Source organism: Vibrio sp. D431a, from assembly GCF_030248655.1.
Classification (GTDB): domain Bacteria; phylum Pseudomonadota; class Gammaproteobacteria; order Enterobacterales; family Vibrionaceae; genus Vibrio; species Vibrio alginolyticus.
Map to the genome: position 1 here is coordinate 182,584 of NZ_JAHGAP010000025.1, position 15,111 is coordinate 197,694.

The following is a 15,111-nucleotide window of genomic DNA, read 5'->3' on the forward strand; positions in this document are numbered from 1 at the left end:
CGTATAGGCTAGGGGATGTACTTAACTAGGCAATGAACATTTTTCAGAGTTTCTCACCCACACCTCAATAGTGAACTCTTCCCCTGACTCCTCGCAGTGACATTCTTTGATTGAAACAAGATGAAAATCAGTTTCAAAGTCAGTGAAAAATGCATCACATTCGTAAACTCCCTTTAATCTAGTCAAAACAACTCGATCAACGTAAGGTAATAGAAGTTCGTAAATTATTGCGCCACCGCAAACTACGAAATCTCTACCCTCACTAGTTATTAGTTCAGAAACTGAACTATAAACTGTGCATCCGCTCAATGAGAAAGCTTTTCTGCTTAGTACTATATTTTTTCTTTTAGGAAGTGGCTGGACAGGAAGGCTACAGTAAGTCGGATAACCCATCACTATCTTTCGCCCAAGAGTAAACTCCTTGAAATGATTTAGGTCTAGTGGAACGTACCAAGCTAATTTCCCCGCTTTTCCAATGCCCCTATTAGCATCAATCGCTACAATTAAATCAATCATTATCTTTATACATTATCTCAATTTGTTGCATTTCTTCTTCACTAAGAAGGGAATTTTTAGACAAAATAAAATCTCTTTCAGAAGACATCCCTACTATTAACGATTGTCTTAATTCAGGTTTAAGAACTTCAACCAAATCTTCAAAAGCAGACTTACATGACTCTTTGTATTTGAAAAAGCCACCTTGTGGTGAACCCAACTGCTCTTCACGGAGGGCAATTAGATTCATGTTGTGTACCTCCCATTTTGAATTCAAGTAATGAAGAGCGGTATCTTTCAAGAATGTAAGGAGCTCCTTTTCCCCGATAGACTCTTTTAGAGATGCGACTAGACTTGAAAAGTCATAGTCATGCTCAAAGCCTAAGTTCGTGATTAAATCATCAACAGAGGAAGATCTTTTTATTCCAAGCCTAAGCTTTGTAAGTACACTAAGTTGATTGGTCACAGGTTGATTGTACATCATTAATCTTGACCTTTGTTCTTTAGCCAATGCTTGTTTGTGTGTTTGAGACTGTTTTATGGCTTTATAAACATTCTTCTTTTTATCTTCTGCGATATCCATTGAGCTTTTAAGTTCATCTGATGTCTCATAAACACACATAGGTAGAACAGCTTGGTACATAACGTTTTGAGCAAAGATTTCATCATCGATTGAAGTAAGAAAAACAACTTCCCCTTTATCTGACTGCCTTGCACAGCGCCCTTTAACCTGAAGATCTTCTACCATCGTAGTACCAGCTGACATTGCCAGTACATAAAGACCACCAAGATCGCTTATCTTAGAACGCTCGGTGCTGTTGCTGCCAAGAACAATATCCGTACCACGACCGCACAATCTTGTCGTAATCAGGATGCTACCTTTGTACCCCGCCTTTTGCACAATCTCATCTTCCTCATCAAGGTTTTTTGAAGTTAGTATGCTGGCTGTAAGGTTTGCTTTTTGAAACTCATCAAATAACAATTCTGCTTGCTTTTCATTCGTACAAACGAGCAAACAGGGTCTCCCAAGAGAGTTGGCCTTTTTTACAGAATCAAGAGCGTATGCAAATTTTGCTTTTTCACTTTCAAACAATAAATACCCACGATCATTCAGTTTTTTTGGGGAATTCAAAGGAACCTTTTGAACTGACAATCCATAAACATGAGATAGTTCATTTGAGTTGCCCATCGCTGTGCCGGACATTCCAGTAATCAGGTTATATTGCTTTACATAATTTGGTAATGCAGAAGTGACGTAAGGAAATTCCTTTGAAGAAAGTTGTAGTCCTTCTTTTAGCTCAAGCGTAGCAAGTATGTTCGAAGGGAAGCCACCTTTAACAATTCGACCTGATGCTGGGTCTATGGCGAAAATTTCCCCATCTTTGATTGTGTAATGCTCTCCAAACTCAAGTCGGTTTCTTGATACGTATGCAGCCTGCACAAGGTAAATCTCTTTTGTAAACTTTTTGTAGAAACTTCCTTCAGAAACGCCATATTTTCTTGAAAAGATTTTTTGTAGAACGGTATAGAAGTTCTCTTTAAATTCTTTGGAACACTCGTCGAAAACATCGTTGTGTTTTTCAACTTCCATGCAAACTTCTACAGCCTCTCTAATGCTCTGTTCGTGTATTGGCATTCTTTTAGTAACTGCGTATGGGACAACAGAGTTTTCAATCAAACTTAAGTCAATTTCATCAATAATGATTGCATTTCTTTGTAAAAAGTCATGTGTTGTTGGTACTTCAGATAATGACAAGTAATCTTCTATCCATGAAAGACATAGATTTTTCATATCTGAGTAACCAATCCCACCATCTGTGAGTACTCTAGAGTCAACTGAATGGGGTATATCTAAAAACTCAAAGAGAGGGCTCATAGATCTAAAGTCTCTCTCGGAAAGGTATTCATTTGAGGTTGCAACTCTTACATAATCATGTGTTTTATAGAGCAAGCAAGCAGCAAGAGCAGCAACCAAAGTTTTACCTTCTCCTGTTTTCATGTCTAGCACATAACCTTGGGAGGCTCTCAAGGCAGCAAATAACTGACATTCGAATGGTTTTAAGCCAACGGTTCTCTCAGAGGCTACTGATAAAACCGAGAGAAGTAACGCTGGATCGCTTGAACTTGCAAAAGTCGACTTCAACTCCAGATTACTTTTGTATTTGTAAAGTTTTTCCATATCTAACGCACGCTTGATAACACGCATGGGATAAACTTTTGTCATAAAGCGACTAATCAGACTAATGCCCACAAAAAAACTCCTTAAGTTTAAAAATCAAAAGTTATTGTAAAAAATGTTCCCACACATACTTTTCATGTTATTATTGTTAATGTTTGATTTGCATCCGGAGGTCACATGAGCTCACCAAAACGTAAAACCGATATAGATGAAATATTTTCGAATGTCTTAAGTGAAACAGATCTCTTAAGACCTGACGTAACCACCCAAGATAACAGTGGGAAACAGTTTTCTTACTTATCTACAATCGCAATAGTAAAAATTTTAAGAAAACACTTCAAAACTAATCTTAAGATCGAAAACTCATACACTTTAGATAGCGACGTTTTCTCATATACTAGTTTAATTTCTATATACAACCCTCAAGCTAGAGCCTTTGTTGATTTGGCAAACGGTATCTATCAAATTTCTAAAGATAAAATTCTTGATTCTACTGAAGCTATATACGAACTATCTCCACCCGCTTACGCAAGTGAAGCAGCATTGAGCATTGCGCTTAACAGCCTTGGGGTTGTTCCTTCTAATTTCAAAACAATACCGCTATCAGCAAGTGCACCTATAACAATATCAGCTGATTCAGGAACCGACGGTGTTGTGACTGAAGAAGTTACAGAAGAAGACAAACAGGGTAAAACTCTCAATACATCAGATTCAACTTTAATTGAACAAGAGCCAGATTTAGGTTCAGTCAACACAGATATTGATTTAAAAGATTCTAATGCGACTCCAGAGCCACCAACTTCTGCTGTAGAAGTTGATTCTAGCAACATTCAAAAAAATGAAGAATCCAGCACTCAACCAACGATCGCAGACGAACCTACGCCAGAAGTTGAGGGATTTCCTGCATATCAGAAAGATAAAGGCGGCTTAACAAGACTAGTGTACATTCGCCGTTGCCAAGAGCTTTCAGAAATTGGTGTCAGTGAAGAGACAGCTTTAATGTCGATTCGTGAACGTGACCGCCCTAAGACTCTTCAGGACATGACTCCTGAGCAATCTACTGGTCTTAAAAACAAGATCAATAGTAAAGAGCAGTCTTACTGGGAAGGGTTGGCAAAAAAAGCTGCTGATTCTAAAAAGCCTAAAAATACAAGAAAAGCACCAAAAAAACGTGCGAGTACAAAAAGTGTCCAAAAAAATGAACCTGCTAAAACCAAGTTCAATTTAAACACACTTAAACCACTTGATCGTAATCTAGTTGATCAAGAGGTCATGAAGGCAAGAAGAAACTTAAAAAGCAAGTTCAGGCTAGCTGAAGACAAGGTTAAGAACAGAGTTCTTACCGAGTTGGGTCTCCCTACTAATCTAGATCCAGAACAGATATACACATACATATCTAGCTTAGAGAAAGCAGCACTCAAAGATGTGCTTTCAATGTTTTAATGTTAAAAAAGGGAGTTGAATACTCCCTTTTCTTTATCTCGATTTGCAATACTCCAGAAAAATCATTACTACTATGAAAAACATTTAGTAATGCAATCTGAATACATTAGTAGAGAGGGATACGACTTTCTAAACGCTCAAATCAAAAACCTGAAGGTTCAACACAAAGATTTACTTGATCAAATCACTCTTAATCGTGAGCAAGAATCAGGGGATGAATCTGAAAACTCAGAATTGATTAGATTAAATGCCGAGATAAACTCTGTAATCAAAAAGGAACAAGAACTAACCGAATACTGCTCATCGTGCGTGATTGTAGATTTATCTAAGCAAGCAAAAGACGGTAGAGTGAGATTTGGAAATACTGTAACTGTTCTTGATCTTGATAACGACAAAACAAACACCTATCAAATCTTAGGCGAAAAAGAAGCCGATCCAAGCAAACACAAACTTTCATATAAGAGCCCATTAGGGCGTTACCTTATTGGTCTTGAGGTGGGAGATGAATGTGAAGTTCCTACACCATCTGGCTACAAAAAATACGAAATTTTAGAGCTTAAAGAATCATAAAAATAGCCTGCTAGTGAGCAGGCTATTTTTTTATGGTTATTTAAACACAGAATCAGCTAACCCATCAGCTTTTGACCTTGCGGTGTCCTCAGCAAGAGAGCTCCAACCATCTCCATCCATGTTAGCCCATCTGTCATCGACACCTTTTTTCTGCATTTCTTCCATTAGCATATCTTCCCCCATATCCTTGAGTAAAGCGTCTCGATTCTCCTTTTCAGAAAGCCCTTTTAGCTGTGAAACATCAATATCATGTTTACTTTCGATATACTCTTCAATTTTCTTCTGAGCAAACTCTTTAGTCATTGCATTACATATGCCCTCGTAAAGGTTGTCCATTTGCTGCTTGAGAGCCTTCATTAGCGAGTCTAAGATGTTTGGGGGGACTGGAACTTCTAGTTCCTTAATTGTTTTGATCAAGTCACTTATCTTATCGAACAAGCTATTATCCATTGCTAAATTAAAACATGCAGTATCAGCTTCACCCTCTACTTGTTTTTTTGCCATTTGGTTCTGGATATGTTCATCAACAGAAGTAACTGGAATTGGCACGTACATTGGCTTTGTAACTTGTGCTATGTAAGCATCAAGTTCGCCTGCGTCACAAGTGTATTTAGCATTAGAATTGACCACCTTGGAGATAGCGTCTGTTGAAGCGTAAGCTGTCATTGATGGTGTTGCCACCAAAACACTTGCTAACAAAGTAGCTCGTATGTAATTGCTTGGTAAATTCATTTTCTTTTCAGTTTACAATTTTGAGTCTGTAAATACATCAGAAAAGTACACTGAGTGAATAAGGTAGCGGAGTCTAGCCTTTAAAGTTATAGAATCATTAGAGATTGATGACTCTAAGTAGACAAAATAAGCATTCAATCCTTCAACAGAAATTTTTTCGGATGAAATAAAAAATTGAACTAGTTGTGCATAAGTCATCACGTTGCAGGCGGTTGTGACTACTTCATACGAAGGTTCATTAGAACTAAACAATGCCTGTTTCAATTTTTCAACCTGTCTAACTGGTAGTGATACCAAAACGGCTCTATCTTTGTTATCTAATGCCTCAATAGCGGCTTTAGATGCATTCTTGAGAATTGCTAGAGAAGTGAAGTCGAACATTTTTACTATGAGTATAGATTTGATGTGTAATTATCTCAAAGTTTCAAAACATCCAAATATATATCACAATAAAATAAAAGAGCATAATGTTTACTATCATAAGCTGTATAAATTTTGATAGTTCTATCTTGTCTAAAGAAGAACTACTCGACCTTATAGAAAAGACTCATTTTAAAAAAGGTAAGTTTGGAAACTCTGAGAGTTTAAGAATGGGCTTTACAAAGCTAGTTTCTTCTGTTGATAACACAAGTATCGAATCCACAGATGGTAATTACGTATTAACAAAATTCCTAATTGGTCAGAAAAAGGTTAAGCCATCTACTATAGAAGTTGTAGCAGAAGAGCGTTTGGAAGAAATTAAAAGACGAGATCCTGAAGCCAAATTAAAAACAGTGAAAGAGCAAGTTAAGGTGGAACTTATTGGGCAAGCAATGCCTGAATATGTTGATTTTTGGGTACTTTTCGATTTCAAAAATAATTTGGTTTACACGAACAAAGGTGGAAAGAATTATGAGAATTTCATTAGTCACGTAAAAAATCACTCAGCTAATAATCCTTTTGGATCGTACTTAAAACCATCACTTATAACTGAGTCAGAAAAGCTAAACACTTGGCTGTCAAGCCCTGATGCCCTTCCGGAAGGCTTAACCCTTGGCAGCGCAGTTGATCTGGAGAATACGGACGGCTCGAAAGGTAAGTTTAAAGATATTGAAATTGAGACTTCAGAAGCTGTAGAAAATTTCATGAACAATGGTGGCTTTGTTAAATCATTAAACTTGCACTTAGGTCAGAAAGTATCTTTCAATGTGAGTGATAAAGGGGAAGTGAAGGGAATCTCACCACTTGCTTATACTCAAGAACGAATCGATGATTATCTAGGCGAAGACGGAAGTGAAGAGCCTTTAGCTGAATTGCAAGTAAGGACTCAAATATCAGCAATGGATTTATTTGAGATTATAAAGCGATTTTATAGCTACGAATAATAACAAGAAAGGCTCCAAAAGGAGCCTCTCTTGTAAGAAGTTAGTCACTTATTCAGTTTCTTTAGCTTCTTGATCTTTTACTTCTTTTTTAGACTCTTCAGATTCATCCTTTTTACTTTCAGATTTATCAGAAGATTTTTTTGCCATTTTCTTGCTCAGTACAGTTTTTAACTCTTTGTAAAAAACAACACACCCGTCTGTAGCCGCTTCTGGGAAATCTTTTTCTGGTGCATTAGCCATTTCTTTTACAGCAAGTACTGCCATAACAATTAGTAAGGTAAATAATATAGTGATCATCGACGTCTTTTTTATTGATGTTAATATACAAACTTCGTTAAACCAAGCTATTTACAATTTAATTTAGTATCAATGTTTGACAATCTTATTTTTGATTCTCGACAATCTTCAAGCACGCTTGTTAAAAATGCTAATGCATCATCATTTTCATTGGACTTCCTAGTGTTAGAAAGTTCATTAAAAGCCATTTCAAGCTCATACTCAATTGTATTTATAGCATTTAAAGCAACAGTTACTTCGTCAGGAGAAGAACTAAGCATTTTTTTGATTCTCAGTAACTTCTGTCTAGATAGTGTTTTTTCGACACAACTTGTATTCAAGTCGCATGTATCAATGCCATATTTTTTTGCCAGAGATTGTATTTTTTTGGACATTCTAGTTCAATTTTTGTTTAGTTTGAATCTTATTTGATTCTATGTTTCCTCCTACAAGGAGTTGTCTGTATCCGTCGCCATAAGTTTCCTTCAGTAATTCAATGTATTCCGCCTTGTCGAAGCTAAGTTCCCCTACAAACGATATAGAAGGTGTTGGCTCACTGGGGAACGGGTCGAGCATAAAATCTATCAGCTGATCGGACGCTTGAAGTAAAAGACTCCTTCTTTCATATACATTCAGTCCTTCGAGACTTAATGACTCAGATACACCGACAAAATCAAAAAAACCGTGTTTAATCAAAACAGACATTTCATCTCTAAATGATTTAACATCGAAATTTGATACAGTAAGTAGACTGTGTGAAGTTACATTCAAGTAACTTGAAAATGTTTTTTGAATAAAATCGTCTAAACCAGTTAATTCACCAAAGCGTTTTGTTTCAGTTAACGAATTTAACATTTTATCGCTAAAACCATAGAACCTTAAACTCGGATAGATTTTTCCAGAGCCATCTGTTGCGAATCCACTTTTATATGAATGAACTTGGTTAATGTTAGGTTTAGCGAAAGTAATTCCACGTGAAACAAGCTCCTTGATGTATTTTGGTTGAATACGATCCTTAGCACCTTTATCTTGATCGTGACTATAAACAATTGTATCTAGGTACACGTGCGGGTAGTCTCTTTTTATCAATGCTTGCTCGACAGTTGTTATTGCATATTCCGTCGCATGACCCTTGTTAAACAAATACTCATTTTTGTATTTGCAGAGTCTAGCCCAAACCTTTAGAGCGCATGATTCTTTTCGCCCTTTTGATATAAGACCATTAACAAACGCGTCTTTTTGTGAATCGATTAGCCTTTGATCGCCTTTTTTAAGGCCAGTTCTTAAAGCATCTGCATCTGAGGGATTCATGCCTGCTATATCTATACTCATTTGCAGGATTTGGTCTTCATATATCACGAAACCACGGGTCTCTGATAGAAACTCAGCAATCTCCTGATCATCAAAGGCTTTGTTTGGAGAGTTACGTAGATAGTCTTTTCGGTCAGACACACCCGGACGAATTAAGGCAGAGAACGCTGCTAGTTCACTAAAGTTTGTAGGGTTAATGTCTTTTAAGCACCTTAAAGAGCTATCCTTATCAGACATTTGATTTAATCCTGTTGGGTTAGACTTAATGAACTGGTATATCCCATCACCATCAGCAACAAAACATTTTTCTACATTTTCACTAAATGTAGATCTCAATCTGTTTTTTGCTAAATCTAGCCCTTGAATTACCTTAGAGCTCAGTATGTCGTACTTTAGCAAACCAACACTTTTCGCAAACTCATGCGGAACCATTGCCAGTGAACCATCTTTAGTTTTAACAAACGGGGTAGGTCTGATTGAGTGGTTATTTACGACAATTGCAGAAGGGTGGGGAGTAGCATTTCCACGCAGACCGTCAAGCTCCATACCAATTGCAACTAACTCTTTTATATAGCCACTTTTGTCCATGTACTCTTTAAGAACAGGGGATTCTTTGACAAGGTCAGAAAGCACATTTGAGCTATAATCGCCTAGATCACGTTTTAGGTCTTTTATTATACCAGAGTCATTAATTCCAACTTTTGGTATCTGGAAGCTATATTCAACACCTTCACCGTATCTATATAGCAAAACCTCGCGAGCCTGAAGAAACAGAGTATGAAGTTTATTTTGCTTACCTTGCACTATAAGTGCGCCGACACTGTTTTCAGATACATGTTGATTAAGAAAGTCGTATATTGACCCTCTTTTTTCAGAGGCAACATCTATATCGATATCAGGAGTTTCAATTCTCGCTCCCATAAAGCGTCTAAAATCCAGCTTATGCGCTAATGGATCACATTCTTTTGATGATAAGCCACCCAAATAACATATGATTGAATTTGCCGACGACCCCCTTACTTTTGTTGGAACGCCATTGGTTTTACAGTACATTGAGTATTGAATAAGTGCTAGAAAATAGTTTTCAAAGCCTTCTCTCTCAACTACTTTTAACTCTTCTTCCAAGCGGTTTATGTATTCTTGTTTATTATTAACAACCTTTCTTGAGAATAACCCTTCCAGCTCTTTGTACATCAAATCTCGAAGATTAATGTTAGATCCAAGATCAACTACCTCCTCTTCACGTAAGATAGTCTGCAAGTAACCCGACGAGCATTTATCTAGGAATGCTTGTGTACTACTAGTCAGAAATTGATGTGTCAGATTTGTAGGTTGTCTTGATTGACTGAAGTCCATCCACTTTGGTAGTTCTGAAACAGCTCGACCAATCGAAGGCTTTGAAACTGAGTTTAGTGCAAGATAACGACCAACAAGAGCTTGGTGTCCAGCGACTCCATTTTCAAAAGAACTGTAACAGATTGGCAAGCAATGTGTTTTTAATGAATCCTTTTTCCCATTCTCTAACCATCCATTTATCAGGTCATTGTGGGACTTCAATGAAGGGTATTCATTCATGTGTGACTCATTGTATTGGTACACAGAGAAGTGAATATCATTAGTTTGGAATAGCTTTTTTAGATTAACAAAGACATCTTTGTATGTTCCATCATCATTAGGCTCTACTAATGGAGAGTCATGGTCAATTAGGCAAGCAAGATCAACTGTCTTTCCCTTCAGGTCAGATGTCTTCAGGGAACCATTTTGTGAGGCTGTTTCAACAATGGAAGCTAAGTTAGATAACCCAATCTCTGATTTAGCAATCAATGTCAGATGTCTTACCCCAAGATTCGTTTCAAAAGGAACCCTTAATCCTGCAAAGCCCTCAATATTATGCCGCTTACATTCAATTGCAAACTCTGCTAGTCCATTCAAAGAAAGTTTATCTGCAAGAACAGGAACTAAACCCATTTCCTTTGAGTTTTTAATAGCGTCGCTAATTTTTGTCATACCCAAAGAGGTATAGTCTGATTGGATTAAACGGAACATTACTTTTCTTTAAATGTAACAAATATGGGTCAAACAAGCGAAAAAAAAGAGAGCATATTCACTCCCTTTATATACAAAAACTAGCGCTTAAGTTCGTGTCTAGGTTTATGATAAGGCTCAATAATCTCATCAATCAAACCAAACTCTAGAGCTTTTTCAGGACTCATAAAGTTGTCACGATTGGTTGCTCGATAAATCTGTTTAACAGTTTTACCTGTATGCATTGCCATTTCTTCATTCAGCTGTCTTTTTAAACGCTTAATTTCATTAGCGTGAATTTCAATATCCGAAGCCTGACCTCTTGCGCCACCCAGAGGTTGGTGAATCATGATAGTGGCGTTTGGCATTGCCTTTCTTGTTCCTGTACCACCAGACAGCAGAAATGCCCCCATAGAAGCAGCCTGACCAAGACAAATAGTATTTACTTTTGGCTTTATTCTATGAATGGTGTCGTAAATTGCCAAGCCGTGAACAACAGAACCGCCCGGAGAACAAATGTACAAATCGATATCTTTATCAGGGTTTTCTTCTGCAAGACAAAGTAGTTGGGTTACAACTAAGTTAGCCAATTGCTCTGTTACGGCGTCACAGATGTATATAATCCTGCTTTCGTGAAGTTTAGTACCAAGGTCAATGGCACGTTCGCCATTAGGGGTACGCTTGATAACCATTGGAGGTAACATGGCATTTCCTTAAAATTGATATTTGTAGCATTATAACTAAGGAGAGCTTGTTGGTGTTAACTGTTTTGTTTTTAAAAACAAAAAAAGCTGCTTCGAAGGCAGCTTTTTTATAAGTCCACTTTGAATCAGTAACCGCCGTTTGAAAGCATTAATCTTGCGACCTTTTCAGCGTCCTTTCTGTTCTTAGCAATCGTCAAAAAGCCAGACTTATGCGTAAAGTCTAAACTTTTTAAACCCGACATCTCCTGCAACTCAATGCTAGAGAGCCCTCGCCACTCTTTCGGAGCCAAAACCCCTTCTTTTTCTGACGGCAGTGATCTGATAGCCCATGTAATGTTACTAATGTCTCCATCTTTGGTTTTAGGCATGATTACCACTTTTGCATCAGTGTTGTTTGCCAAAGGATTGATCATGTTATGAATTTCTTCGCCTACGACAGCTACAAGGCCATTTTCAATAAATTCAACATCCTTTATTCTTTGTATGTTTAGTTCTGTTTGTTTCGCGTAATAGATAGTATCTTCTAAGTGAATTTCCGCTATTGTCAGAGCTCTATGAAAATCCTCTATGGTATTCTTATTTCTATTTGCAAGCTTAAACATAACTGACTGCGGCCAAGTAGCCACTCTGTTATCATGTTTATCTATCGGAATGATAAGTTTATCTTCGATAATCTTAACTTCTCCGTCACTAAGTTTCTTACTCAAAAAACCTTTCTTTTTAAGGTATGACCACACTAAACCACAGGAGCTAAACGGAATCTCAGTCTTTGACCATTTCTTTGAAAAGGAGGCTTGATGATGATCGAAGTTTCTGCGTCTTTCATTGTAGGAACGACCTACATCTACGACCCAAATGTTTGGATCTTGAACTGCTTCACTTAAAATAGAGTCTTCACGAGTTCTGATAACCTCGACATTTGAGTTATAAAAACGCTTGATTAAAGCGGTAGCAAAGATCTCATCAGCATGAAAGCTACCACTATGCGTTATAATTTTTACTGTCATTTTCTTAATATTTACTAACACCTTAGCAAATGCAATTAATGAAATGAAGTAATCGTGATATTAATGAGAGAGTGAAGGGGAGTCCTTTGGTGCTTGTTCTTTGGAAACTAGCGTCTTAAGTAGATCTCTAACGTCTACAACTTTCTCTTCAGGCACATTAAGCAGGATTAAAGACGTAATTGGATTACCAAAATCATATTGTGATGGGTTCGATAGTGATACATGTACCGATTGACATGCGCCTCCATTAGACACAACCCTATCCTTGATGAAAGCTGCTTTGTCATCATCAATTAAAAAGTCACCGACACCTTTAAGTCTTAAGGTCATGCCTTTCTTTGGGGTGTATAAAAAACCCACAGGGTTGGTCATGGCCGATTTCGTATTTTTTAGTAGTAAACCTCTCACGGAGTTTCTTAGTTTGTTAACAAATTCTGACATTATAATAAGTTCGAACTGTTCTAAAGGAGAACTAGGTGTTTTATATAATTCTCCTTTATTTTGTGGTGTTAGTCCAATATCGCAAAAAATTGCGATCTTGAGCTTTTCTTCGAGAAGTATTTTTTTACAAACTCATTCATCACCAAATCAACTCTACCCTTGTCTAGCTGTTCTGCAAACTCATTAATATCCAAGTAGTGCATTTTTAAATCAGGACTCTTTGAGTCATAGATGTCTGTAAGGAATTTTTGAGAAGAACCTTCACCAGCGACTTGGTCAATCTTATCTATCGTATTCTCCGAAAGTAAGTATATAAATACACCTTTCTGAATTCTGGCGGTTAAGGGGAGGCAGATTCCGGAGCCTAAGTACATATCGGTCGCCGATCGAGAACTGAAAAACAATAATTGCTGAGTCTCGTATTTCTCCCACCCGAAAAATGTTTCATAAACATTTATGTAATCACCCATTTTACATATGATCTTCTCTCCACTCTCAGAGACCCATATTAAAATCATACAACGAATTCTACAGTCTTCGTCGAGCAAGCGATTATCCAACTGAAACATCTTTTCCTGAATGAAACCTTCATTATAGTTTTCTTCGTTAAGATCATCGGATTTTAGCCATGTATTCATCATGGTTCTAAAGCTCACATGGTTGTATTCCGAGTCGCAAAACAAACAGGTAATCTCCCCGTATTTAACGCGCCTTTTTATTTGGGTTACTGACTCTGGCTCTTTTTCAGACATAAAGCCTCTGCTGGCATAAATCTCCATCATAGATTATCAACCCCCATCTCTATTGCTTGATGGGTAAGCGACGCAACTTCACTTTCAAGTGACTCTATTTCTTGACGTAAAGTGCTACTGATAGGGTTAGTTTCAATAGTCTCATTGATAAGGACAACCTTAACTTCGTAATCATGCTTAGCAATCAATCGAGACTTTTCTACCGCGAATTTTCGTTCTACTTCTTGTTGCTGAACTTTGAGGTCAATTGATTGTTGCATCTCAACCTCTACAGTTCTTTCTTCAATGCGCTTTGTATAGAGCCTAATTTCAGCATCTAGCTTCTTCAGCATTAAGTTCACGCCATCTCGAAGATTTTCGTCATCTTTTGGTATTTTAAACTTAATGTAGTGACCCTTTAGCTTCGAAAGATTCTCCATTTCTTTTGTGTACTCATTTATCAACTTATCAGTCGAAGATGAGTTTAACGGGCTATTTCTTACAACAGATGCTAATTCAAGCTCTTTTTCTGCACCGAGCTTTAATAAGCTTTTCTGCAAATCAACATCCAATTGCAGAATCAGGATGTCCGTGTCAGACGGCTCCTCTTCAGGGTAACCATACAATGGCTCTTCCTTAGATTCCTTTTCTGTAACAAGGTTTGTTTCGGTTTGGTAAGTTTGTGGCTGATGGTTGGTCGAACTACAGCCGACTAAAGACCCAAAAATTATCGCTGCAAGAAGAGAACGTGCACATCTCATTTTGTTGAAATCCTGCTATTTGTTATTGTTTCAGTAAAAGTGATTTTATCTCAATTTGTAGCATTATTCATTGGAGCTTCTTTACCAGTCGGCTCCGAATACCGTCAGGAACTTAATAAATACAAGACAGAATACTTGTATAGTGATAACTACGAGCAATGCACGCGTGGCACGCAGACGTATATTTTTGAAGAACCAGTAAAGTGTGTTAGCGCAGATTACATAGCCTTTTTCACTAAGTTGCTTTACGGGGAAGGCGTAAAGGTCAAATCGTACATTGCGGATGGTATGCATCCGGAACAAGAAATTCAAAACGATGATTTTTCCCTAACAACTCTCTCAAATCGAAGAGGAGATGTGTTCTTTATACGGTTAAACATCCCTTTGCATAGTACTAATCTTAAAAAAATGGAGGAGTATTCAATAGCACTGTCAAATGCCTTTGGAGCTCCTGCTCAGTATGATGAGTCGGAGTTACTTAACTACAAATGGATTACAACGGACGGATTTGATGTGAATCTATTTAGTACAGTTGAAGGTTATGCAATAGAGTTTATTGATAGAGAGGGGTATCCTGCACTCAATACATATATCAAAGCTAAGTTAAGTAGCCACTGATACAAAACAGCCACCAGCATCAAATGTTGGTGGCTTTTATCTACTTTAGGGATAGATTAGAAATTGATTGTTTGAGGGGCGAGTTCATATGCAGCACAGTCAACGACCGATATGCTCCTTTTTACTTTTCCAACATCAACCGTTTCAGGTAATGCTGAAGCACCAACATACTTTCCAAATGGCTCTTTTTTAGTATCAACCTTTATGTCTTGCTTAACTTCATAGCAGGTATCTCCCTTTTTCAATATACGAACACCAACCCAATCGCGTTGCGCATCAATTGTGATTGATTTTAGGTAATTAACATCAACACTGTCGTTGTATATTGTTTGTGAAGAAGCGATAGTTTCATCCGAGACTGAATTAGCCCAAGAGAGCGCTAAAGCAACGTTTGGTGTCATTGAGAGGACAGCAAAAGAGGCTAAAAGAGTCTTTACGTATTTGCTCATTTTTA

Annotated in this window: 16 protein-coding genes; 4 read left to right on the forward strand and 12 right to left on the reverse strand. The window is 37.4% G+C overall.

Going from position 1 to position 15,111, the window contains the following annotated elements; translation table 11 throughout:
- Positions 1-21: 21 nt before the first annotated feature.
- Both KJB35_RS21135 and KJB35_RS21140 read right to left on the reverse strand, forming a co-directional pair.
- Positions 22-516, reverse strand: a complete 495-nt coding sequence (locus KJB35_RS21135) for a dihydrofolate reductase (protein ID WP_285469797.1) — start codon at positions 514-516, stop codon at positions 22-24.
- The gene (locus KJB35_RS21140) at positions 509-2,746 is read right to left on the reverse strand and encodes a hypothetical protein (protein WP_285469798.1); all 2,238 of its coding nucleotides are present in this window, start codon (positions 2,744-2,746) and stop codon (positions 509-511) included. The genes KJB35_RS21135 and KJB35_RS21140 overlap by 8 nt, the downstream gene beginning before the upstream one ends.
- A 105-nt stretch (positions 2,747-2,851) precedes the next feature.
- Here KJB35_RS21140 and KJB35_RS21145 point away from each other — a divergent pair, with 105 nt between their 5' ends.
- Together KJB35_RS21145 and KJB35_RS21150 are read left to right on the forward strand one after the other, a co-directional pair.
- Positions 2,852-4,117, forward strand: a complete 1,266-nt coding sequence (locus KJB35_RS21145; protein ID WP_285469799.1) for a hypothetical protein — start codon at positions 2,852-2,854, stop codon at positions 4,115-4,117.
- A 90-nt stretch (positions 4,118-4,207) separates the two neighbouring features.
- Complete coding sequence (locus tag KJB35_RS21150) at positions 4,208-4,687, forward strand: GreA/GreB family elongation factor (RefSeq protein ID WP_285469800.1); 480 nt, start codon at positions 4,208-4,210, stop codon at positions 4,685-4,687.
- A 36-nt stretch (positions 4,688-4,723) separates the two neighbouring features.
- On the opposite strand, the gene KJB35_RS21155 is transcribed toward KJB35_RS21150, so the two are convergent.
- A complete protein-coding gene (locus KJB35_RS21155) occupies positions 4,724-5,419 on the reverse strand; it encodes a hypothetical protein (protein ID WP_285469801.1) in 696 nt (231 codons plus the stop codon).
- 467 nt (positions 5,420-5,886) lie between these two features.
- Here KJB35_RS21155 and rdgC point away from each other — a divergent pair, with 467 nt between their 5' ends.
- Entirely contained in the window at positions 5,887-6,783 is an 897-nt protein-coding gene (gene rdgC, locus KJB35_RS21160) for a recombination-associated protein RdgC (protein ID WP_285469803.1), read from the forward strand.
- Positions 6,784-6,831: 48 nt separating this feature from the next.
- On the opposite strand, the gene KJB35_RS21165 is transcribed toward rdgC, so the two are convergent.
- From KJB35_RS21165 to KJB35_RS21200, 8 genes are all read right to left on the reverse strand, one after another.
- Positions 6,832-7,080, reverse strand: coding sequence for a hypothetical protein (locus KJB35_RS21165; protein WP_285469804.1), 249 nt, complete (start codon positions 7,078-7,080; stop codon positions 6,832-6,834).
- A gap of 47 nt (positions 7,081-7,127) precedes the next feature.
- Positions 7,128-7,454 (reverse strand): hypothetical protein, encoded by a 327-nt coding sequence (locus KJB35_RS21170; RefSeq protein ID WP_285469805.1) that lies wholly within the window; start codon positions 7,452-7,454, stop codon positions 7,128-7,130.
- A 1-nt stretch (position 7,455) separates the two neighbouring features.
- A complete protein-coding gene (locus KJB35_RS21175; RefSeq protein WP_285469806.1) occupies positions 7,456-10,416 on the reverse strand; it encodes a hypothetical protein in 2,961 nt (986 codons plus the stop codon).
- Between the two features lie 80 nt (positions 10,417-10,496).
- Positions 10,497-11,099 carry an ATP-dependent Clp protease proteolytic subunit gene (locus tag KJB35_RS21180; protein ID WP_285469807.1) on the reverse strand — a complete coding sequence of 201 codons (603 nt, stop codon included), beginning with the start codon at positions 11,097-11,099 and terminating at the stop codon, positions 10,497-10,499.
- 125 nt (positions 11,100-11,224) lie between these two features.
- Positions 11,225-12,106, reverse strand: a complete 882-nt coding sequence (locus KJB35_RS21185; protein ID WP_285469808.1) for an MYG1 family protein — start codon at positions 12,104-12,106, stop codon at positions 11,225-11,227.
- Positions 12,107-12,166: 60 nt separating this feature from the next.
- Positions 12,167-12,478: a hypothetical protein gene (locus KJB35_RS21190; protein WP_285469810.1), complete on the reverse strand. Its 312-nt coding sequence runs from the start codon at positions 12,476-12,478 to the stop codon at positions 12,167-12,169.
- A 137-nt stretch (positions 12,479-12,615) separates the two neighbouring features.
- Positions 12,616-13,299, reverse strand: a complete 684-nt coding sequence (locus KJB35_RS21195) for a hypothetical protein (protein ID WP_285469811.1) — start codon at positions 13,297-13,299, stop codon at positions 12,616-12,618.
- A 26-nt stretch (positions 13,300-13,325) separates the two neighbouring features.
- Positions 13,326-14,039 (reverse strand): hypothetical protein, encoded by a 714-nt coding sequence (locus KJB35_RS21200; RefSeq protein ID WP_285469812.1) that lies wholly within the window; start codon positions 14,037-14,039, stop codon positions 13,326-13,328.
- Between the two features lie 39 nt (positions 14,040-14,078).
- On the opposite strand from KJB35_RS21200, the gene KJB35_RS21205 reads away from it, so the two are divergent.
- Complete coding sequence (locus KJB35_RS21205) at positions 14,079-14,657, forward strand: hypothetical protein (protein WP_285469813.1); 579 nt, start codon at positions 14,079-14,081, stop codon at positions 14,655-14,657.
- A gap of 56 nt (positions 14,658-14,713) precedes the next feature.
- On the opposite strand, the gene KJB35_RS21210 is transcribed toward KJB35_RS21205, so the two are convergent.
- On the reverse strand, positions 14,714-15,106 hold the full coding sequence (locus KJB35_RS21210) for a hypothetical protein (protein WP_285469814.1): 393 nt from the start codon (positions 15,104-15,106) through the stop codon (positions 14,714-14,716).
- Positions 15,107-15,111 lie beyond the last annotated feature (5 nt).

Bases quoted from the DNA above. Each gene is read 5' to 3' on its own strand.
- KJB35_RS21135 (WP_285469797.1), bottom strand. From the start codon at position 516: ATGATTGATTTAATTGTAGCGATTGATGCTAATAGGGGCATTGGAAAA.
- KJB35_RS21145 (WP_285469799.1), top strand. From the start codon at position 2,852: ATGAGCTCACCAAAACGTAAAACCGATATAGATGAAATATTTTCGAAT.
- KJB35_RS21150 (WP_285469800.1), top strand. From the start codon at position 4,208: ATGCAATCTGAATACATTAGTAGAGAGGGATACGACTTTCTAAACGCT.
- KJB35_RS21155 (WP_285469801.1), bottom strand. From the start codon at position 5,419: ATGAATTTACCAAGCAATTACATACGAGCTACTTTGTTAGCAAGTGTT.
- rdgC (WP_285469803.1), top strand. From the start codon at position 5,887: ATGTTTACTATCATAAGCTGTATAAATTTTGATAGTTCTATCTTGTCT.
- KJB35_RS21165 (WP_285469804.1), bottom strand. From the start codon at position 7,080: ATGATCACTATATTATTTACCTTACTAATTGTTATGGCAGTACTTGCT.
- KJB35_RS21170 (WP_285469805.1), bottom strand. From the start codon at position 7,454: ATGTCCAAAAAAATACAATCTCTGGCAAAAAAATATGGCATTGATACA.
- KJB35_RS21175 (WP_285469806.1), bottom strand. From the start codon at position 10,416: ATGTTCCGTTTAATCCAATCAGACTATACCTCTTTGGGTATGACAAAA.
- KJB35_RS21180 (WP_285469807.1), bottom strand. From the start codon at position 11,099: ATGTTACCTCCAATGGTTATCAAGCGTACCCCTAATGGCGAACGTGCC.
- KJB35_RS21185 (WP_285469808.1), bottom strand. From the start codon at position 12,106: ATGACAGTAAAAATTATAACGCATAGTGGTAGCTTTCATGCTGATGAG.
- KJB35_RS21190 (WP_285469810.1), bottom strand. From the start codon at position 12,478: ATGACCAACCCTGTGGGTTTTTTATACACCCCAAAGAAAGGCATGACC.
- KJB35_RS21195 (WP_285469811.1), bottom strand. From the start codon at position 13,299: ATGTCTGAAAAAGAGCCAGAGTCAGTAACCCAAATAAAAAGGCGCGTT.
- KJB35_RS21200 (WP_285469812.1), bottom strand. From the start codon at position 14,039: ATGAGATGTGCACGTTCTCTTCTTGCAGCGATAATTTTTGGGTCTTTA.
- KJB35_RS21210 (WP_285469814.1), bottom strand. From the start codon at position 15,106: ATGAGCAAATACGTAAAGACTCTTTTAGCCTCTTTTGCTGTCCTCTCA.